Annotated in this window: 17 protein-coding genes; 5 read left to right on the top strand and 12 right to left on the bottom strand. The window is 69.3% G+C overall.

Going from position 1 to position 19,044, the window contains the following annotated elements; translation table 11 throughout:
• Nucleotides 1-58 precede the first annotated feature (58 nt).
• Genes cobG through LEL84_RS02900 form a run of 3 tightly spaced genes read left to right on the top strand, consistent with a single transcriptional unit; the run spans nt 59 to nt 3,466 of the window.
• Nucleotides 59-1,219 (top strand): precorrin-3B synthase, encoded by a 1,161-nt coding sequence (gene cobG, locus LEL84_RS02910; RefSeq protein ID WP_226513282.1) that lies wholly within the window; start codon nt 59-61, stop codon nt 1,217-1,219.
• Between the two features lie 13 nt (nt 1,220-1,232).
• Complete coding sequence (locus LEL84_RS02905) at nt 1,233-1,856, top strand: precorrin-8X methylmutase (RefSeq protein ID WP_226513281.1); 624 nt, start codon at nt 1,233-1,235, stop codon at nt 1,854-1,856.
• A gap of 11 nt (nt 1,857-1,867) precedes the next feature.
• On the top strand, nt 1,868-3,466 hold the full coding sequence (locus tag LEL84_RS02900) for a precorrin-2 C(20)-methyltransferase (RefSeq protein ID WP_226513280.1): 1,599 nt from the start codon (nt 1,868-1,870) through the stop codon (nt 3,464-3,466).
• On the opposite strand, the gene LEL84_RS02895 is transcribed toward LEL84_RS02900, so the two are convergent.
• The 4 genes from LEL84_RS02895 to LEL84_RS02880 are packed head-to-tail and all read right to left on the bottom strand — an operon-like array spanning nt 3,419 to nt 7,057.
• Nucleotides 3,419-4,183 carry a cobalt-precorrin-6A reductase gene (locus LEL84_RS02895; RefSeq protein ID WP_226513279.1) on the bottom strand — a complete coding sequence of 255 codons (765 nt, stop codon included), beginning with the start codon at nt 4,181-4,183 and terminating at the stop codon, nt 3,419-3,421. The genes LEL84_RS02900 and LEL84_RS02895 overlap by 48 nt on opposite strands.
• Nucleotides 4,180-4,956, bottom strand: coding sequence for a precorrin-4 C(11)-methyltransferase (gene cobM / locus LEL84_RS02890; protein ID WP_226513278.1), 777 nt, complete (start codon nt 4,954-4,956; stop codon nt 4,180-4,182). Before cobM ends, LEL84_RS02895 begins: the two co-directional genes overlap by 4 nt.
• Nucleotides 4,953-6,263 carry a precorrin-6y C5,15-methyltransferase (decarboxylating) subunit CbiE gene (cbiE, locus tag LEL84_RS02885; RefSeq protein WP_226513277.1) on the bottom strand — a complete coding sequence of 437 codons (1,311 nt, stop codon included), beginning with the start codon at nt 6,261-6,263 and terminating at the stop codon, nt 4,953-4,955. The genes cobM and cbiE overlap by 4 nt, the downstream gene beginning before the upstream one ends.
• Nucleotides 6,260-7,057, bottom strand: a complete 798-nt coding sequence (locus tag LEL84_RS02880) for an SDR family NAD(P)-dependent oxidoreductase (RefSeq protein ID WP_226513276.1) — start codon at nt 7,055-7,057, stop codon at nt 6,260-6,262. Before LEL84_RS02880 ends, cbiE begins: the two co-directional genes overlap by 4 nt.
• A gap of 63 nt (nt 7,058-7,120) precedes the next feature.
• Between LEL84_RS02880 and LEL84_RS02875 the strand changes: the two genes are divergently transcribed.
• Nucleotides 7,121-7,522, top strand: coding sequence for a PPOX class F420-dependent oxidoreductase (locus LEL84_RS02875; RefSeq protein WP_226513275.1), 402 nt, complete (start codon nt 7,121-7,123; stop codon nt 7,520-7,522).
• Nucleotides 7,523-7,939: 417 nt separating this feature from the next.
• Here LEL84_RS02875 and LEL84_RS02870 read toward each other — a convergent pair whose 3' ends face one another.
• Together LEL84_RS02870 and LEL84_RS02865 are read right to left on the bottom strand one after the other, a co-directional pair.
• Entirely contained in the window at nt 7,940-9,025 is a 1,086-nt protein-coding gene (locus LEL84_RS02870; RefSeq protein ID WP_205334391.1) for an IS110 family transposase, read from the bottom strand.
• A gap of 477 nt (nt 9,026-9,502) precedes the next feature.
• Entirely contained in the window at nt 9,503-10,669 is a 1,167-nt protein-coding gene (locus LEL84_RS02865) for a M24 family metallopeptidase (protein WP_226513274.1), read from the bottom strand.
• A 54-nt stretch (nt 10,670-10,723) separates the two neighbouring features.
• On the opposite strand from LEL84_RS02865, the gene LEL84_RS02860 reads away from it, so the two are divergent.
• Nucleotides 10,724-11,680, top strand: coding sequence for a 5'-3' exonuclease (locus LEL84_RS02860; RefSeq protein ID WP_226514226.1), 957 nt, complete (start codon nt 10,724-10,726; stop codon nt 11,678-11,680).
• Between the two features lie 71 nt (nt 11,681-11,751).
• Here the strand turns inward: LEL84_RS02860 and LEL84_RS02855 are convergent, their stop codons facing one another.
• The 6 genes from LEL84_RS02855 to LEL84_RS02830 all read right to left on the bottom strand — a co-directional run bounded on the left by LEL84_RS02855 (nt 11,752) and on the right by LEL84_RS02830 (nt 19,004).
• Nucleotides 11,752-12,657: a DUF4333 domain-containing protein gene (locus LEL84_RS02855; protein WP_226513273.1), complete on the bottom strand. Its 906-nt coding sequence runs from the start codon at nt 12,655-12,657 to the stop codon at nt 11,752-11,754.
• A gap of 209 nt (nt 12,658-12,866) precedes the next feature.
• Nucleotides 12,867-15,677, bottom strand: a complete 2,811-nt coding sequence (locus tag LEL84_RS02850) for a DEAD/DEAH box helicase (protein WP_058250437.1) — start codon at nt 15,675-15,677, stop codon at nt 12,867-12,869.
• A complete protein-coding gene (gene tatC / locus LEL84_RS02845) occupies nt 15,674-16,591 on the bottom strand; it encodes a twin-arginine translocase subunit TatC (RefSeq protein WP_091344258.1) in 918 nt (305 codons plus the stop codon). Before tatC ends, LEL84_RS02850 begins: the two co-directional genes overlap by 4 nt.
• 93 nt (nt 16,592-16,684) lie before the next feature.
• A complete protein-coding gene (gene tatA / locus LEL84_RS02840) occupies nt 16,685-16,957 on the bottom strand; it encodes a Sec-independent protein translocase subunit TatA (RefSeq protein WP_058250435.1) in 273 nt (90 codons plus the stop codon).
• 83 nt (nt 16,958-17,040) lie between these two features.
• Nucleotides 17,041-18,012 (bottom strand): helix-turn-helix transcriptional regulator, encoded by a 972-nt coding sequence (locus LEL84_RS02835; protein WP_226513272.1) that lies wholly within the window; start codon nt 18,010-18,012, stop codon nt 17,041-17,043.
• Nucleotides 18,012-19,004, bottom strand: coding sequence for a helix-turn-helix transcriptional regulator (locus tag LEL84_RS02830; protein ID WP_226513271.1), 993 nt, complete (start codon nt 19,002-19,004; stop codon nt 18,012-18,014). The genes LEL84_RS02835 and LEL84_RS02830 overlap by 1 nt, the downstream gene beginning before the upstream one ends.
• Nucleotides 19,005-19,044: the final 40 nt, after the last annotated feature.

Below are 19,044 nucleotides of genomic sequence, written 5' to 3'. Positions count from 1 at the left end.
CCCGCTCGCGGTGCGTTCAGCCTACGGCCACCACGCCCGCCGGTCGTAGGCTGGTGGGATGAACCAGCCAGCCCGGGCCGCCACCGACCGTTGCCCAGGCGTCTTCGACACGCACCCGGCGGCCGACGGCGCGCTGGCCCGTGTCCGCCTGCCGGGCGGACGGATCCGTCCGGACCAGCTGGAGACGCTCGCCCGGGCCGCCGCCGACCACGCCGACGGGCACCTGGAACTGACGGTGCGCGGCAACCTCCAGCTGCGCGGGATCACCGACGTCGAAGCCGTCGCGCAGGCCGTCGTCGCCGCCGGGCTCGCACCGAGCAGCAGCCACGACAAGGTGCGCAACATCGAGCTCAGCCCCCTGACCGGTCGCATCGGCGGCGTCGCCGATGCGCGTCCGCTCGCCGCGGCCCTCGACGACGCCCTGCGGGCCGACCCGGCCGCGGCCACCCTGTCCGGCCGGTTCCTGTTCGGCATCGACGACGGGCGCGGTGACATCGCCGGACGACGACCCGACGCGTGCGCGGTGATCCGGGGCGGCACTCCCCTGGCCGCGGATGTGCTCATCGGCGGGACGGCCGTCGGATCGGCCACCGGTACGGAGGCGATCGTCCGCGCGCTCATCGCGGTGGCCGCGGGTCTGGGCGAGGTCTCGCCCGGCGCCTGGCGGGTCCGCGACCTCGACGACGACTCCCGGCTCCGGCTCGCAGAACTCGTCGCCCCGACGCTGGATCCCGTCATCGGGGCCGACCCGGACGCGGCACCGGTCGCCTCGGAGGAACCGATCGTCGGCTGGTTCGACCAGGACGACGGCGCGGTGCTGCTCGGCGCGGTCGTCGAACTCGGACGCTTGCCGGCCCGGCTGGCGGAATTCATCGCGGCCGTGCAGGCGCCGGTCGTGTTCACCCCCGACCGCGAGATCCTCCTGTGCGACCTCGGCGAAGGCGTGGCCGAGACCGTCGTCCGCGTGCTCGCACCGATGGGTCTGATCTTCGACGCCGCTTCGCCATGGGCCCAGGTCAGCTGCTGCGTCGGAGCCCCGGGTTGCTCGTCCGCGCATGCGCCGGTCCGGGACGACCTGGTGGCCCGGGTGCAGGACGGCGACCCCGTCGAGGAGCGTGAACACTGGGTGGGCTGCGCCCGTGGCTGCGGGTCGCCGGCCGAATCGCACCTGTCGGTGCAGGCCACGCCCGACGGCGGATACGAACGGCGGCGCCGTTAGGCTCGTTCCCACCATGACCGAGTACCTGCGTGACGGCGCCGCGATCTACCGCCAGTCCTTCGCCACGATCCGCGCCGAGTCCGACCTCTCCGCGTTCGCGCCCGACGTCGCGACCGTTGTCATCCGCATGATCCACGCGTGCGGCCAGACCGACCTGACGCACGACGTGGTCGCGACGCCCGGCGTCGTGGCCGCCGCACGCAGTGCACTCGAGGCCGGCGCCCCGATCCTCTGCGACGCCAACATGGTGGCGTCCGGGATCACGCGCAAGCGTCTCCCCGCGGACAACGAGGTGCTCTGCCACCTGTCCGAACCCACCCTCCCGGCCCTCGCCGAGAAGATGGGAACCACGAGGACCGCTGCGGCACTGGAGTTCTGGCGGCCGCGCCTGGAAGGTGCCGTGGTCGCGATCGGCAACGCGCCGACCGCACTGTTCGCGCTCCTGGACATGATCGACGACGGCGCACCGCGTCCCGCCGCCGTCGTCGGGGCACCCGTCGGTTTCGTCGGCGCGGTCGAATCCTGCGCGGCACTGGCCGAACGCGACGACCTCGAATTCATCACGGTCACGGGTCGGCGTGGTGGATCGGCGATCACCGCGGCCGCGGTCAACGCGCTCGCGACCCCGCAGGAATGATGTTGGATCACATGAACTCTGACAGCACCGCGGCCGGACAGAAGTCAGGTCCAGGCACGCTCTACGGCATCGGACTCGGCCCGGGTGACAGCGAGCTGATGACCGTCAAGGCCGCCCGCCTGATCAGCACCGCGGACGTGATCGCGTATCACTCTGCGCGACACGGCAACAGCATCGCGCGATCGGTGGCCGCACCCTACCTGCGCGACGGCCAGACCGAGGAACGTCTCATGTACCCGGTCACCACCGAGACGACCGACCACCCCGGCGGATATCAGGGCGCGCTAGACGACTTCTACGCCGAGAGTGCCGAACGTCTCGCGGTGCACCTGCGTGCGGGCCGCGATGTCGTCTTGCTCGCCGAGGGCGATCCGCTCTTCTACAGCTCCTACATGCACATGCATAAGCGCCTGGCACCGCACTTCGACGCCGAGATCGTGCCCGGCGTCACCTCGGTCAGCGCGGCGTCCGCGGCGACCGGGGTCCCGCTCGTCGAGGGCGAGGAGACGTTGACCGTCGTGCCCGGCACCGCGTCGACCTCGGAGCTGCTCTTCCGTTTCCGGTCCGCGGACGCGATCGTGGTCATGAAACTCGGTCGGACCTTCGAGCGGGTGCGCGACGCCCTCCGCGAGGCCGGGCGTCTCGACGAGGCCTTCTACGTCGAACGCGCGTCGACGACCGTCGAGCGGGTGCTGCCGGCCGCCGACGTGAATCCCGCGGAGGTGCCGTACTTCTCGATCCTCGTCGTCCCCGGACGCCGCAACAATCCGATGTTCGAACCGGAGCCCGTGCCCGGTGAACTCGTCGTCGTGGGCCTCGGACCGGGTCACGACAGCTGGACCACCCCGGAGGTCCGCGCCGAACTGGCCACGGCCACCGACCTCGTCGGTTACACCACCTATCTCAAGCGCGTCACCCCGCGGCCGGGGCAGCGAGTACACGCCAGCGACAACCGGGTCGAGACCGAGCGGGCCGAGTTCGCGCTCGACCTGGCTCGACGCGGCGCTCGCGTCGCCGTCGTCTCGTCCGGTGATCCCGGCGTGTTCGCGATGGCTGCGGCGGTTGCCGAGGTCGCCGCGCAGCCCCGGTGGCACGAAGTGCCCGTCCGCGTCGTACCCGGCGTCACGGCGGCGACCGCGGTCGCCGCTGCCGTGGGAGCGCCCCTCGGGCATGACTTCGCGATCATCTCGCTCTCCGACCGGTTGAAGCCGTGGTCGGTCATCGAACGGCGCATCCGAGCCGCACTCGGCGCCGACCTGGTGATCGCCATCTACAACCCGGGCTCGGCGAGCCGCACCTGGCAGGTCGGAGCCCTCAAACACACTCTCTCGCAGACGGTGTCGCCCGATCGCGTCGTCGTCCTCGGACGGGACGTCGGTGGTCCGGAGCAGCAACTCACCACGACCACGGTCGCGGACTTCGATCCCGCGGTCGTCGACATGCGCACGATGATCATCATCGGGTCGTCGGCGACAAAGGTCGTGTCGCGCGCGGCCGGAACGTTGGTGTTCACGCCGCGCAGTCACCACCCGGTCGACAGCGACGATCCCACCGCCGACCACTCAGCCGGACAGCTCCTCGAGCCAGTTCCGGGCGGCACCGACATCTGAGACGACCGGCGTGTCGGGTTCGGCGGGCCGGTCGACCATGATGACCGCGATCCCGAGTTCGGCCGCGGCCGCCAGCTTGGCCGAGGTCAGCGTTCCGCCGCTGTTCTTCGTGACGAGAAGGTCGATGTCGTTGTTCCGCAGCAGATCTCGCTCCGACTCGTGGTCATAGGGACCCCGTGAGCGCAGCACCTCGTGATGCGGCGGAAGCGCTCCGGTCGGGGCGTCGACGACCCGGATCAGGAACCACGCCGAGTCGATCCCCGCGAAGACACCGACGTCCTGGCGCCCGGTGGTCAGGAAGACACGTCTGCCGCGGGCGGCCACCTCCCGCGCGGCGGCGGGGAGGTCGGGCACACGGATCCACGTGTCGGTGTCGCCGGGCACCCACGGATCGCGACGCAGGCGCAGCAGCGGCACACCCGCATCGGCGGTGGCTCGCGCCGCATTGCGGGTGATCGTCGCGGCAAATGGATGGGTCGCGTCGACCACTGCCTGAATGCGGTTGCTCTGCAACCACTCCCGAAGCCCGTCGGATCCGCCGAACCCGCCGATGCGCACCGGCCCGACCGGTAGGCGGGGGTGTTTCACCCGGCCGGCGAGGGAACTGATGAACGCGATGTCGGTGTCGGCGAGGGTCGATGCGAGCGCTCGCGCCTCCCCGGTCCCGCCGAGGATCAGGACGTGCGGGACAGGATCCGGCGGGCTCTGGTCGGTCACGACGTCGAGTGGCGATCAGCGCGGAGTTTGGTCATCCGCGCATGCGAGTACAGATAGCTGTCGGTGACGTCCGACCGGCGCGGACCGAGCACGTGACCGACGAAGACGACCGCGGTCCTCCGGATGTCGGCGGCGTCGAGGGCCTCGGGCAACCGGTTGAGCGGACACCGTACGATCTGCTCGTTCTCCCGACTGGCGAAAGCGACTGTGGCGGTGGGGCAGTCATCGCCGTAGTGCGGGGTGAGCGCCGACACGATCTCCTCGGCGCGATGGGCTGCGAGATGCAGCGCGAGTGTCACCCCCGTCCGGGCCAGGGTCGCGAGGTCCTCCCCCGGCGGCATGTCCGTCGACAGGGTGGAGACCCTCGTGATCAGGAGGCTCTGGCCGACACCGGGGATGGTGAGTTCGGTGTCGAGTGCCGCCGCGGCAGCCGCGAACGCCGGGACACCGGGCACGATCTCGTGATCGATTCCGCGCGCGGTCAGCTCACGCTGCTGCTCGGACATCGCCGAGTACACGGAGAGGTCACCGGAGTGGAGGCGGGCCACGTCGTGCCCCTTGCCGACGGCCGCCGCGATGACATCGATGATGTCCGACAACGGCATCCGGGCGGTGTCGATCAGTTCGGCACCGTCGGGACACAGGTCGAGCAGTTCCGGGGGCACCAGTGACCCGGCATAGACGCAGGTCTGGCACTCCCCCAGCAGCCGCGCTCCGCGCACCGTGATGAGATCGGGCGAACCCGGGCCGGCCCCGATGAAGTAGACGGTCAACGGAGCGCCTCCGTCGTATCCGCGGCGGCAGCGTGGGGTGCCGTCTTCGCGACGGCCCACTGCACGATCGGCAGAGCCGGGCGCCAGGTGTGCATCGTGCCGAGCGGTGCCACGGTTTCGACCGACAGGCGTCGTAGGTCACCGCCGTGTCGGGCGTGCCAGCGCGTGACAAGCGTCTGGTTCTCCACGGTCACCGCGTTCACGACGAGCCGCCCCGAGTCCGGCAGCCTGGTCCAGACGAGCGAGAGGATCTCCTCGTCCAGTCCGCCACCGATGAAGACGGCATCCGGTTGCGGTGCGTCGGACAGGCCGTCGGGAGCCGGGCCCCGCACCGAGAGCCGATGCGCCACCCCGTGTCGGGTGGCGTTGCGTCGCAATCGATCAGCGCGATCGGGATCGCGTTCGAAGGCGACGACCACTCCCCGGTCGTCCGCGCGCAACCACTCGATCGTCACACTGCCCGACCCGGCCCCGATGTCCCAGAGGAGCTGCGCGCCGGCCGGTTCCAACGCGCACACGGAGAGGGCACGGATCGTCGACTTGGTGATCTGGCCGTCGTGTTCATAGGTGTCGTCCGGCCGGCCCGGGAGCCGGGACCGGCGGGGTCCGACGCAGTCGACGGCGACGATGTTGAGCGGGTCGCCGGCCCGGCGGCGCCAGGTCTCGGCCGTACCGGTGGCGATCTGTTCGGCCGGCCCGCCGAGCTGCTCGAGGACGGTCATCGTGGACGAACCGAAACCGGCGTCGACCAGGATGCCGGTGAGTGCGGCGGGTGTGGTCTCGTCGCGGCTCAAGACCAGTACGCGAGCCCCGTCGGTGACCTCGCCGAGCACCACGCCCGGCTCGGCGCGCACCGCACTGACGATCCGGGTCGTGGCGAGGTCCCAGCCCAGACGCGCACAGGCGAGGCTCGCGCTCGACACGGCCGGATACACCCGTACCCGGTCGGCACCTACGCGCGCGATGATGCTCGCACCGACGCCGTGGAACATCGGGTCGCCGCTCGCCAGGATGTGGATCGTGTCCGGGTGAACGGCGTCCGCGTCCTCGCTCTCGACCACTTCTGCGAGGTGTTCCGACATCGGCGACCGCCACGGTCGCAGTTCGGCGTCCAGTTCGGGCACCGCGCCGTCGAGGAGCGCCAGTTGCCGCGTAGCGCCGTAGATCACGCGGGCGCGGCGAAGTTCGTCGCGGACGGTCTCGCCCAGACCGGACCAACCGTCGGCGCCGATCCCGACCACCACGAACTCCGATGGGACGAGCTCGGACGGGACAGACGACGTGACTTCGGTGTCCGGAGACGTCATCGGGGAAGTCTCCGCCACACGTCACGCGGCAGCAGTCGCATCCCGAAGAACAACGGACGCAGCGTCCCGGGGATCCAGACCTCGCCGCGGCCCTTGCGGTAGGCGTGAGCTACCGCGTCGGCGACCTGCTCGGCATCCCGCGACAGCGGGGCCGGCTTCACCCCGGACGCCATCAGATCGCGGGTCATCGCGCCGATCACGAAGCCCGGGCGGGCCAGCAGCAGGCGAGCGCCGGTGCCGTGCAGCGCATCCGCGAGTCCGCTCGCGAATCCGTCGAGGCCCGCCTTGGTCGACCCGTAGACGTAGTTGGCGCGGCGCACCCGGACACCGGCGACCGAGGAGAAGACGATGATGGTTCCGGAGCCCTGCGCACGCAACACCGACGCGAGCGGCGTCAGCACGCTGATGTGGGCGTAGTAGTCGGTGTGCGCGATCTGAAGTGCATGCGCCACATCGGTTTCGGCGCGGGCCTGGTCGCCCAGGATGCCGAACGCGATGATCGCGATCCCGATCGGCCCGTGTCGCTGCGCCAACGACTCGACGAGCGCGGGGTGGCTGTCGGTGTCGTTCGCGTCGAAGGCGACGGTGTGTACCTCGGTTGCACCGGCATCGAGCAGTCGTGCGGACTCGGCCGCGAGGTCGTCGGGACGGCGGGCCGCCAGGACGACAGTCCGCCCGGGTGCGAGGCGCGCCGCGGTGGCGACGCCGATCTCGCTGCGGCCGCCGAACAGCACGAGGGCACCGGACGGGTCGGTGTCCGGACGCGCTGATGCCCCTCTGCTGCGTGACGCCATGGCTGCCAGTATCGCATCGGCCCCGCGACCGACCGTGTGCGGCGTCGCGGCTAGTTTGGTGTCATGCCTCGTACCGCCGCCGATCTCGGGCCCGATGCGCTCGCCTTCCTCGTCGAACGCCACCTCGGGACCCTCACCACGCTGCGCGCCGACGGCACCCCCCACGCCGTCGCCGTCGGGTTCACCTGGGATCCCGAGGCCGGCCTGGCTCGGGTCATCACCTCGGACGGCAATCAGAAGGTCCGCAACACCGAGCGGGGTGGCTACGCGGCCGTCACCAATGTCGACGGCCCGCGATGGCTGACCCTGGAGGGTCCCGCCACGGTGCGTCGTGAGCCCGAGCGCGTGCGCGAGGCCGAGCAGCGCTACGCCCAGCGATACCGGGAGCCCAGGCCGAACCCGCGCCGCGTCGTGATCGAGATCAGCGTGACCCGCGTGCTCGGCTCGGCGTCGCTGTTCAGCTAGTGACGCGCGTCTGAAGTCGGACGATCACCGCACCTACGCTGGCGCTTGCGAGCGTCACGAAGGGGCTTCGCAACTCGTCTCGCCAGGACCCTTCGAGGCTCGTCGCTGATATGTAGTGCTGCTCTGTCAAGTCCCATGGCGAAATTGCCTCCTTCTCAGGGGCTGTTGTGGGGTTGGCCACCCGCCGCGGTGTGTGGTGGTCGTTACTCGCGACGGTGTTGTCGGACTGATATACGCGGGTTGGTTACCGCTCAACGGTGTTCGACAGGAGATGAAAACGCTGGCCGACGGGTCTATGTAAACGTGCGTACCGTGCACCCAAAAGTGCTGGCGCACATAGCGACGCCGTGGATTCGTTCCCTGTTCACCACAGCGGGAGTCCCGCGACGGGTGGCCAAGATTGTGTGTCAGTGCTGGTTAGTCGTCGAGCACCGCCAGCGACCAGCACCAGCCGGCGAGCTCACGAGCGATCGCGGTGTTGGCCACGCAGGGATGTTTGCTGCGGCGGTCGAATTGTTGCCAGCGCTTGTGTAGCCGACGATTGCCGGCATGGCCACGGGCGCGGGCAGCCGGTGAGGCCGCCTCCCACCGGCGGCGCATGGTCTGTCCGGGTGTGGCGTAGGGGCGTCGGTGTTGCCAGGCCGCCTCGACCAGTAGCCGCCGCACGTGGGCGTTACCGGCCTTGGTGATCGATCCCTGACTGCGGGTCCCGCCGGTCGAGTATTCCGAGGGCACCAACCCGGCGTAGGAGCCGATCGTGGCGCCACTAAACCGTGACCAGTCGCCGATCTCGACCGCCAAAGCGAACGCGGTCAGCGTCGACACACCCCGCAAACACGACAGCCGGGTGACCACCGCCCGCCACGGATCGGTGGCCGCGGTCTGTTCGATCAGCTCATCGAGGCGGTCACGGCGGGCGGTCACGCTCAACACCGCGTCCAGGTCGTTGTCGAAGGCGGCTTGCAGCAGCGGCAGCTCGAAACGTTGACGCTGCAGCCACCGCTGATGAACACCGGTCCAGGGTTTCCCGCCGGAGTAGACGATCCCCTGTCGCAGCAGCAGTTTGGACAATCGATGCCGAGCGCGCATCAGGTCGCTGCGGGCGTCCTCGCGGGCGCGGACCAGATCCCGTGCGGCTTCGGTGCCCACCTCAGGAACACTGACCGCCACCACTTCGCCCAGGCGCAGCAACTTCGCCAAGTGTGCAGCGTCTCGGGCATCGGTCTTGACGCGGTCCCCGGCTGGCCGCTGCAGCTTCGAGGGCGCGGCAACCACACACCCCATCCCGGCCGCCGTGATCGCCCGCGCCAATCCGAAGCCGGTCGGACCGGCCTCATAGGCCACCCGCACCGGCGGGGCCAGGCCTTGTAGCCAGCTGACGATGGTCGCCGCATCGGGGACCAAGGTCTGCCGAATCACCTGCCCGGTGTCTTCATCGATGGCGTGAGCGACCACCGAGCGTGCGTGAACATCCAATCCGACACTTGTACCCTGAACAATCACCGGAGGCCTCCTGATCTGCAATGTGGTGCTACCGCAGAGTGTGAACTCAGCAGCAGCAACCCACGATGTGTTTGCAGCTTGAGGCCTTCGGCCCCAAGGCCCTCATACCGACTATCGCTCCTCGCACCTCAGGGGGCAGGGGTTGGGTCCCTATCGCTCCTCGCACCTCAGGGAGCAAGGGGTTGGTCGCTAACGCTCCTCGCACCTCAGTATCTGCGGCCTGGCGGCCGTCGAGGACTACGAAAGAACCCGTTGTGCTCGGCGCGAGCCCAACCACTGCTCCCTGAGGAGGCCGGAGCTTGCGGAGGCCGTCACGAAGGGTCCTGGCGAGTCGGGTTGCGAAGACCCTTCGAGGCTCGTCGCTAACGCTCCTCGCACCTCAGGGAGCAGGGGCAGGTCTTTTCGGATTAGGGAGCAGGGGGCAGGTCGTTCTCTCTGATTAGGGACCACCGACGATGCGCGCCAGCAGCGTGAGCGCTACAACCGGACCAGTTCGTGCGGGCGGTTGTTCAGCGACTCGCAGCCGTCATCGGTCACGACGACGATGTCCTCGATGCGGGCACCCCAGTGACCGGGCACGTACACCCCCGGCTCGACGCTGAACGCCATGCCGGTGCGCAACGGGATGTCGTTGCCGCCGACGATGTACGGCTCCTCGTGTACCGACAGCCCGATCCCGTGGCCCGTCCGGTGGATGAACCGATCGGCCAGGCCGCGCTCGGCGAGAAGATCACGCGCCGCCGCATCGATCGAGGACGCGCTCACCCCCGGCCGGACGGCGGCCACCGCCGCGCGTTGGGCCGCGAGCAGGGCGGCGTAGGCGTCGGCGATGTCGGCGGGCGGATCGTCGAAGCAGTAGGTGCGCGTGGAATCGGAGTTGTAGCCCGGCTCTACCGGGCCGCCGATGTCGATCACGACGATGTCGGACCGCTCGATGACCCGGTCGGAGAATTCGTGGTGGGGATCGGCTCCATTCGGTCCCGACCCGACGATGATGAAAGCCGCCTCGGTGTGTCCCTCCTCGAGGATCGCGGCGGCGATGTCGGCGGCGACCTCGCGTTCGGTGCGGCCGGGGATCAGCCAGTCCCCCATCCGCGAGTGCACCCGGTCGATCGCGGCACCCGCGCGGCGGAGCGCGTCGACCTCCGCGGCGTCTTTGATCATTCGCAGTTCGCGGAGCACGTCGGTCGCCAATTGCGGTGTGGCGCCGGTGTGTCGGGCCAGCGGGATGACGTGGAGGGCGGGCATGGAGTCGGAGACCGCGATCCGCGGCTGCGACGGCAATCCGGCCAATGCGAGAGCGTGGGCGTCGTCGCCGTCGACCCAGTCGGCCACCTCGATGTCGAGATCACCGACCGCGGAGGACGACAGCGACGGGACCTCGAGCCGCGCGATCACCAATCGGGGATCACTGGTCGCGGGGATCACGAGCGCCGTGAGCCGTTCGAAGGTCTCCGCCCGGGAACCGATGAGGTACCGCAGGTCCGGCCCGGGGGCGACGACCAGCGCGTCCAACTCCGCGGCGCGGGTGAGTTCGGCGGCGCGGCGGACCCGGTCGCGATAGACCTGCGCCTCGAAGAGTGGCCCGGCTCCGGTCCCCTCGCCCGCCGTCGCGACCCGTGCTGCCCCACTCCCAGATGCCATGCGACGAACACTACCGCCGACTCATGACAGAGTGTGGGGGTGACGGATTCGTTGATGCTGCTCGACGGCGCCAGCCTGTGGTTCCGATCGTTCTTCGCGCTGCCGGAGAAGATGACCAGCCCGGATGGGCGACCGGTCAACGCCGTACGCGGTTTCGTCGACACGATCGCCAATCTCGTGGTGCGCGAACGCCCCACACGCTTGGTGGTGTGCCTCGATCTCGACTGGCGCCCCGAGTTCCGCACCGACCTGATCCCCACCTACAAGGCCCATCGCGTCGCGGTCCCCGACGGTGGGACCGACGTCGAGGGCCGGGACATCGACGTCGAAGAGGTACCCGACACCCTCACCCCGCAGGTCGACATGATCATGGCCGTTCTCGCGGCAGCGGGCATCGCCACCTCGGGCGCCGTCGGTTGTGAGGCCGACGACGTGATCGGCACGCTCGCCTACGACGAGGCGAACGATCCGGTGATCGTGGTCAGCGGTGACCGGGACCTGCTGCAGGTGGTCGCCGACGATCCCGTCCCGGTGCGCATCCTGTACGTCGGCCGCGGTCTGGCGAAGGCCGAGATGATGGGCCCGGTGGAGGTCGCCGAGAAATACGGCGTGCCGGTCGAGCGCGCGGGTATCGGCTACGCGGAGATGTCGATGTTGCGCGGAGATCCCTCGGACGGTCTGCCGGGCGTGGCCGGTATCGGCGAGAAGACCGCGGCGAAACTGATCACCGAGTACGGCAGCCTCGACGCACTGGAGGCGGCTGCCGCCGACCCGTCGTCATCGGTTCCGACACGGAGCCGCAAGGCACTGCTCGCCTCGGTCGAGTACCTCCAGGCGGCGCGGACCGTCGTCTCCGTGCGCACCGACGCCGAGACGATCGACAGCGGTTCGGACATCCTCCCGGCCGAGCCCGCCGACCCCGCGGCCCTCGCGGAGCTCGTCGAGGAGCTGGGTATCGGAGCGTCGGTGGGGAGGCTGGCCAAGGCTCTCGGCTGGCCCCAGGCCGGCTGAGGCCACATGTCGCAGCCGGGCTGAGGCCGGATGTCACAGTCGGTTGAGGCTGGAGCTCACAGCCGGTCGAGTCAGCTGGGGCGCGAGACCTCGTAGCGGCCGTCATCGTCGATGAACGTGACGGTGACCTGCTGCTGCTGCCCGCCGACGGTGACCGAGCACGTGAACGATGCTCCGGTCTCCACCCGCTGCCCCGACGGGCACTGGACGTCGGAGACGTCGCTGGCCTGGTAGTCCTCGGTGAGGATCTTCTGCACGCCGTCCTGCGCCGCCTGCTGATCGAGGTTCTTCGGTGCCCATCCGGGGAAGAGGAATGCGGTGATCAGCACGATCGCGGCGATGAGGAGCAGCGCGCCGCCGCCGACGAACATCAGCGTCCGGGCGGTCTTGTTCGACTTCCCGGTCGCCATCCCGCTGAACTGGTCGCCGCCCCCGTACTGGTTCTGTCCGTATTGGTTCTGGGCGTACTGGTTCTGGGCGTACGGATCCTGGCCGGGGGGCTGCTGGCCGTACTGTCCGGGTGCCCCGTACTGACCGGGCCCATACTGACCCGGTCCCCCGTACTGACCGGCTCCGTATTGCTCGGCGCCATACTGACCGTAGGGCTGACCGGCCGGTTGTCCGTACTGCCCCGGTTGTCCGCCGGGATGACCGACCTGAGTCGGCTGGGATTGGGACGGGGCCGACTGGGGCGGCTGGCCCGTCGGCCCACCCGGCTGCTGGTACGGGTTCTGCTGGTAGGGATTCTGTTGGTACGGATTCTGTTGGTACGGATTCTGTTGCGGCTGACCATAACCCGGGTTCTGTGACCCGGGGTTGGCGGAGCCCGGGTTGGGGGCCATCGTGGTCGGGTCGGCCTGCGGGGCGCCCGTCGGAGTGGCGCCGGGGAGGTTCACGATCTCGGTCTTGCCGTCGGGACCGGACTGATCACCGGAGGGATTCGGCTGGGACGGGTTGGGGTTGTACGGGTCGGTCATGAGTCCCTCCCACTCGGCCGTTCACCCGGACGGGTGCCGGCGAACTGTGACGTCGCGGCAGTATCGGGGCAGGACACGCCGACACCGAATGCGGGATGAACGTTACCTCAGCGGCCTGGGACTATCAGCGAACATCGCGTGTGGCCCGGCCTCGCGTCGTCCGGTGAACCGACACCGGCGCACACTCGTCGGCGGAGGTCGACGGCGGTTCAGCCGAGCTCGGCGGCGACCACGCCGCGGCGGATGGCCTTGACCGCTGCGCGCGCCGTCCCACCGAGGCGCGTGTCGGAGCCCACCCCGAGTCGGATCTGTTCGAGCAGGTCCACGACCTGCCGGTTCCACCGCACGAAGTCGCCCGGAGAGAGCAGCTGTCCGCGTTCGCCCGCCAGCAACAGGGCCTCGCCGAGCGAACGACCCGACGCCCACGTGGCCACGGCGACCGAGAAACCGGTGTCGGGTTCGCGTGTCGGACTGACCCGATGACGCTGCTCGACCGCCGTGACCCGCGACCAGATCTCGACGGTCGCAGCCATCGCCGCACGCATCGAGCTGCTGCCGGGCAGGGCGTCGACCCCGCTGTAACTGTCGCGCCGGCTCTCGTAGACGAGTGCGGCGACGACCGCGGCGAGGTCGGGGGGTGACAACTCGTCCCAGACCCCGGCTCGGATGCACTCGGTCACGACCAGGTCGCTCTCGCTGTAGATACGGCCGAGCAGCTTGCCCGAATCGGTCACCATCATCGTGTGCCCGGTGGACTCGGTCGACTCGGCGACGCGCTCGAGATATCCCAGCTCGCTGAGGACGCCGACGATGTGATCGAAGGTGACCCCGAGGGTGGACGTCCGCTCCCCGATGCTGCGCTCGGCGTTGACGATGTCGCGCACCAGCCGGTTGCGGCGTTCGGCGAGCCGGAACAGCTCGTCACCGTTGGACAGCTGATGTGCCGGGTGCGCGCGCAGGGTTCGCCGAAGGTTCGCGAGTTCGGTGTCGTCGGCGGCGTCGGCGCGCTTCTTCTGACGTCCGCGCGGCATCTCGATGCCGGTCGATCGCAACGCCGACGCCAGGTCGCGGCGACCGCGCCCGGTGCGTCGGTCGGCGTTCTTCGGCATCCGCATGTTGCCCAGCACCTCGGGCGGGTTGACGAAGTCGCGGGTACCGACGCGTCCGCACCAGGCGTCCTCGGTCAGTACGAGCGGCTTCGGATCCTGCGCCTGCGTGGCCGGTTCGATGATGACAGCCAGACCGCGGTGCCGGCCGACGGGTACGCCGATGACATGACCGCGTTTGAGTGCGGCCAGGTCGGCGGTGATGGCGTCGTGTGTATTGACCCGCTTGCGGTACTTCAGATCTCGTTCACGGCGGCGGATGTCCTCGCGCAAAGTGATGTAACCCAGGAAGCCCGCGTACGGACCGTCGTCCGAATCCGATTCGGCGCCACCGGGTTCCAGTCCCCGCGCCTGCGCTGCGCGGGCCAGTTCGCCGTCGAGCTTGCGCAACGCCCGTTGCGCCTCGTCCAGCTTTCGCGCCTGACCGACGACCGATCGATCGGCCTGGAACTGGGCGAACGACCGATGCAGCAGCTCACGCGCGCCGTCCAGGCCCAATCGACCGAGCAGGTTGACCGCCATGTTGTATTCCGGGGAGAACGAACTCCGCAGCGGGAACGTCCGCGCGCCGGCGAGGCCGGCGACCTCCTCCGGAACCACCTCGGGTGTCCACACCACGACGGCGTGACCCTCGACGTCGATCCCGCGACGGCCGGCGCGACCGGTCAGCTGCGTGAACTCGCCGGGCGTCAGGTCGACGTGCGATTCGCCGTTGTACTTCACGAGACGCTCGAGAACCACCGAGCGAGCGGGCATGTTGATGCCGAGCGCGAGCGTCTCGGTGGCGAACACCATCCGGACCAGGCCGCGCACGAAAAGTTCCTCGACCGTGTGCCGGAAGGTCGGGAGCATGCCCGCATGGTGCGAGGCGAGTCCGCGTCGCAGCCCCTCACGCCATTCGTGCACCCCGAGCACGTCGAGGTCGGCCGGCGCCAATTCGGTGAGATGGCGGTCGACGATCGCGTCGACCTCGCCGATCTCTGCGGGAGTCAGAAGCGAGATCCCGGATCGCAGACACTGCGCCAGGGCGGCATCGCACCCGACACGGGAGAAGATGAAACCGATCGCCGGGAGCAACCCCTCGCGGTCGAGTCGCGTGACGAGGTTCGGCCGGGAGAGCGCGGGCCCGCGTCCGTCGCGCCGACGGGGCGCGCCGCCACGTCCTCGGCCACGGCCGCGCGACGACTCCCGCTCGTCGTCGGCCATCAGGATCCGGTGCCGGATCTGGCGTTTGAGCTCCGGATTGACGCGCGGACGCGTGCCGGCCTTGCGGGCCGGACCGGTGTCGGCCGGATCGAACAGGTCGAACAGTCGCTGCCCGACGAGCATGTGCTGGGACAGCGGCACCGGACGGTGTTCGTCGACGATCACCGAGGTGTCACCGCGAACCGTCTGGATCCAGTCGCCGAACTCCTCGGCGTTGCTCACCGTCGCCGACAGACTGACGACCCGCACCGACGGTTCGAGGTGCAGGATCACCTCTTCCCACACCGCCCCGCGGAACCGGTCCGCCAGGAAGTGGACCTCGTCCATGACCACATGGGACAGACCGTCCAGTGCCCGTGATTCGGCGTAGATCATGTTGCGGACGACCTCGGTCGTCATGACGACGACCGGGGCATCGGGATTGATCGAACTGTCGCCGGTGAGTAGCCCGACCGACTCGTGCCCGTGGACGGCAACGAGATCGTTGTACTTCTGGTTGCTGAGCGCCTTGATCGGCGTGGTGTAGAAGCACTTCGAGCCACCGGCCAGGGCCAGATGGACGGCGAACTCGCCGACGATGGTCTTACCCGCGCCGGTCGGTGCGCACACCAGCACACCGTGGCCGCCCTCGAGCGCCTCACACGCGCGGCGCTGGAAGTCGTCGAGGCGGAAAGCGAGTCTCGACGTGAACGAGTCGAGTTGGGTCACAGGACGTCGTCGAAGGTCTCGCGTGCCCGCGTCGACGTACGGGTGGCGTTGGCGACCGCGTTCGCCGGCGCCGGGATCGGCGATGCCGGGGCGATCGGTTTCGTCGGCGGCAGTGGGCTGGCCTCGTCATCGGAGAGGCCCGCCCATGCGGGCGCCTTCTTCGCCTTGCGCCGGTCGAAGATCCGCGCGAACTGGATCGCGAACTCGAGCAGCACGGTGAGCGCGAGGGCCAGTGCGAGCATCGTGAACGGATCCTGGCCCGGTGTCGCGATGGCGGCGAAGACGAAGACCGCGAAGATGAGCCCGCGGCGCCAGCTCTTCAACCGGGCGTAGGTCAGCACGCCGACGACGTTCAGCGCGATGATCAGGAGCGGGAGTTCGAAGCTGACGCCGAAGATCACCAGGACATTGAGCATGAAGCCGAAGTACTGGTCACCGGCGAGCGCCGTGACCTGGACCTCGTTGCCGACCGTCAGCAGGAAGTCGAAGGCCTTGGCGACGACCAGATAGGCGAGCACCGCGCCGCTGACGAACAGGGTCGTCGCCATCGCGACGAACATGATGCCGTAGCGACGTTCGTGGGCGTGCAGACCCGGAGTGATGAACTGCCAGATCTGGTAGATCCACACCGGGCAGGCGAGGACCACACCCGCGGTCAGCGCGACCTTCAACCGGAGCATGAACTGGTCGAACGGACCGGTCGCCAGGAGGCGACACGAATCATCCGGTGTCAGCGTCGCGCGCGACGACGCAGGCAGATCGCAGTACGGCCCGCGCAGGACGTCGCCGAGCGACGGGATGCCCAGGAAGCCGTGGCTGTACCAGACGAACCCGAAGATGGTGGTGGCGATGATGGCCAGCAGCGAGATGACCATACGAGTGCGCAACTCGTACAGGTGCTCGACCAACGACATGGTGCCGTCGGGATTGAGTTTTCGCTTGCGTTGCCGCGGGTCGAGGCGTCGGGGAATCGGGAGAGTGCGCACTGGCGATGCTCCGACGCGCCCCTAAGCCGATTTCTTGGCGTCGGCGTCGCGCTGCGTGGCCGGCTGGGTCGAGTCACCAGCGGGCAGCTCGCGTCGTGCCGGATCGGTCGCTGCCGCGTCGGTGGTGGCCTGCGCATCCTTGTCGTCGTCCTTCTGCATCTCCTTGACCTCGCTCTTGAAGATGCGCAGCGACTGTCCCAGACCACGGGCGGCGTCCGGCAGCTTCTTCGAGCCGAACAGGATCAGCAGCACGATGGCGACGATCGCCCAGTGCCACCATGACGTGAAGCCCATGAGATCACCCTTCAGTTCGGAGCAGACAGTGTCCAATGCTACCCGACACACGCCGAGCCGGACGGGCCCAGTCGTGGCCGGTCTCAGCGATAACGCCCGCGGGCGGCCTCCGCGGTGTCGGCGACCGCGGCCGCAATCGCCGGGTCGTCGACAACTCGCACGGCGCCGGCGAATCCGAGCAGGAACCGGGTGAGCCATTCCGGCGAGCCGTAGACCAGCCGGGCGCGGACGGGGAGACCTGGATCGGGCCGGTCCTCGACGATCTCGAGGGGTTCGAGCGGGTAGTAGTCGAGAATCCACAGGTGATCGGCGTCGATCTCGATCTCGACGGCCGGAAGGTCGGGGTCCTCGGCGACGAGCACCGACTGATTCGACGCCGCCGCCTCGGCCGGCGGACGGCTCGGCTCGTCGAGGGCGGTCGCGGTGTCGACGCGGTCGAACCGGAACAACCGCACGCCTTCGGCCATCCGGCACCAGGCCTCGAGATAGGTGTGTTGGTCCATGACCTGCAGGCGGATGGGGTCGACCACGCGGTCGGTGACGCTGTCGCGTCCGGCCGAGTAGTAGCGCAGCCGCAATGCCCGCGCTTTCTTGGTGGCCTCACGGATCGTCGTGTACGTGGGGTTCTCCCCCGACGGGTCGGCGGGCGTGTCGGATGCGCCCGCGACCCCCGGCACCGTCGCACCCACCGCCTGCTCGATCTTGGCGATGGCCCGCCTGGCCGCCGCGACGTCGACGACGCCCGGGGTCTCGACCAGAGCCCGCAGTGCGACGAGGAGCGTGCTCGCCTCCACGGTCGTCAGCCGCAGTGGGCGGTCCATGCCCGCGGTGAACCCGACCGTCACGTACCCCTCGCTGAACTCGAGCTCGATCAGGTCGTCGGGGTAATAGCCCGGTAGCCCGCAGACGAAGAGCAGCTCGAGGTCCTTCGTGAGCTGCGCTTGCGTGACCCCGAGTTCGTCGGCGGCCTGAGCAACCGAGATGCCCCGGCGGGCCTGGAAATACGGGACCATCGCCAGCAGTCGGTTGAGTCTCGACGGCGCTGCCGCGGCCATCAGACGCTCACCCCCATCAGACGGTCGAGGCTCGCGATGACGAGCTCGCGCAGCTCGGGTGGATCGAGGACGACCGCATCGCGGCCCACACCCAGCACCATCCGTGCCACCGCGGTCAGCGAGTGGATGTCGAGGGTCACGATGTCGCCGGGTTCGCCGTCGAAGTCGGCGGGTTCAGTCGTCGTCGCGGCCCTGCGGAGGCCGAATGCCCGGTCGGCCGCGACCCAGATCCGCGCGACCCGTCCGTCCGAACCGGCAGCGGAATCGACCGCCGCGGAGACGATCTGCTGGAGATCGGTGCCGGCCGGGACCACGACCGCGTCGGCGGCACCGACCGCGGTGACCGCCGTGATCCGCGACAGCCGGAAGGTCCGGGTGGCGTCGCGGTCACGGTCGTGGCCGACGACGTACCAGCGGCCCCGGTGTGACACGACCCCCCACGGTTCGACGCGTCGGGTGGTCGGGGCGGCCGCGGCAGACGATCGATGTTGGAACTCGACGGCACGGCGGTCCTGGACCGCGGCGAGCAGGCCGGCGATGACCTCTTCGGAGCCGAGCGATCGTGATGACCCGCCCGAGGTGATCCCCAGATCGTCCTCGGAGCGGACATCGAGCCCGGCGGCCCGGAGCTTGAGGATCGCCGTCTGCGACAGCGTCGAGACCTCGGGGGTGTCCCACAGCGCGGCGGCCATGGCGATCGCCGCGGCCTCGTCGGACTCCAGCGAAACCTCCGGCAACTCGTACGAGTCGCGGTCGATGCGGTATCCCTCGGCGCCGGCCGCCATCGGCGAACGGCCGGTCACGAGGGGGATCCCGAGATCTCGTAGCTCGTTCTTGTCCCGCTCGAACATCCGGTTGAACGCCTCGTCGGACTGCCCGTCGTCCGAATAGCCCGCGACGTTGCGGCGGATGTAGTCGGCGGTGACGTACTGTCGCGTCCACAGCAGGCAGATCACGAGGTTGAGCAGACGCTCGACTTTGGGGGTTGCCACCGAGTCAGGTTAGAACGTGGCCGTTCACCGCGTGCGGAGG

The organism is Gordonia sp. WA4-43 (assembly GCF_020520305.1).
Classification (GTDB): domain Bacteria; phylum Actinomycetota; class Actinomycetes; order Mycobacteriales; family Mycobacteriaceae; genus Gordonia; species Gordonia hongkongensis.
This window is presented reverse-complemented; position numbering and strand designations above follow the sequence as displayed.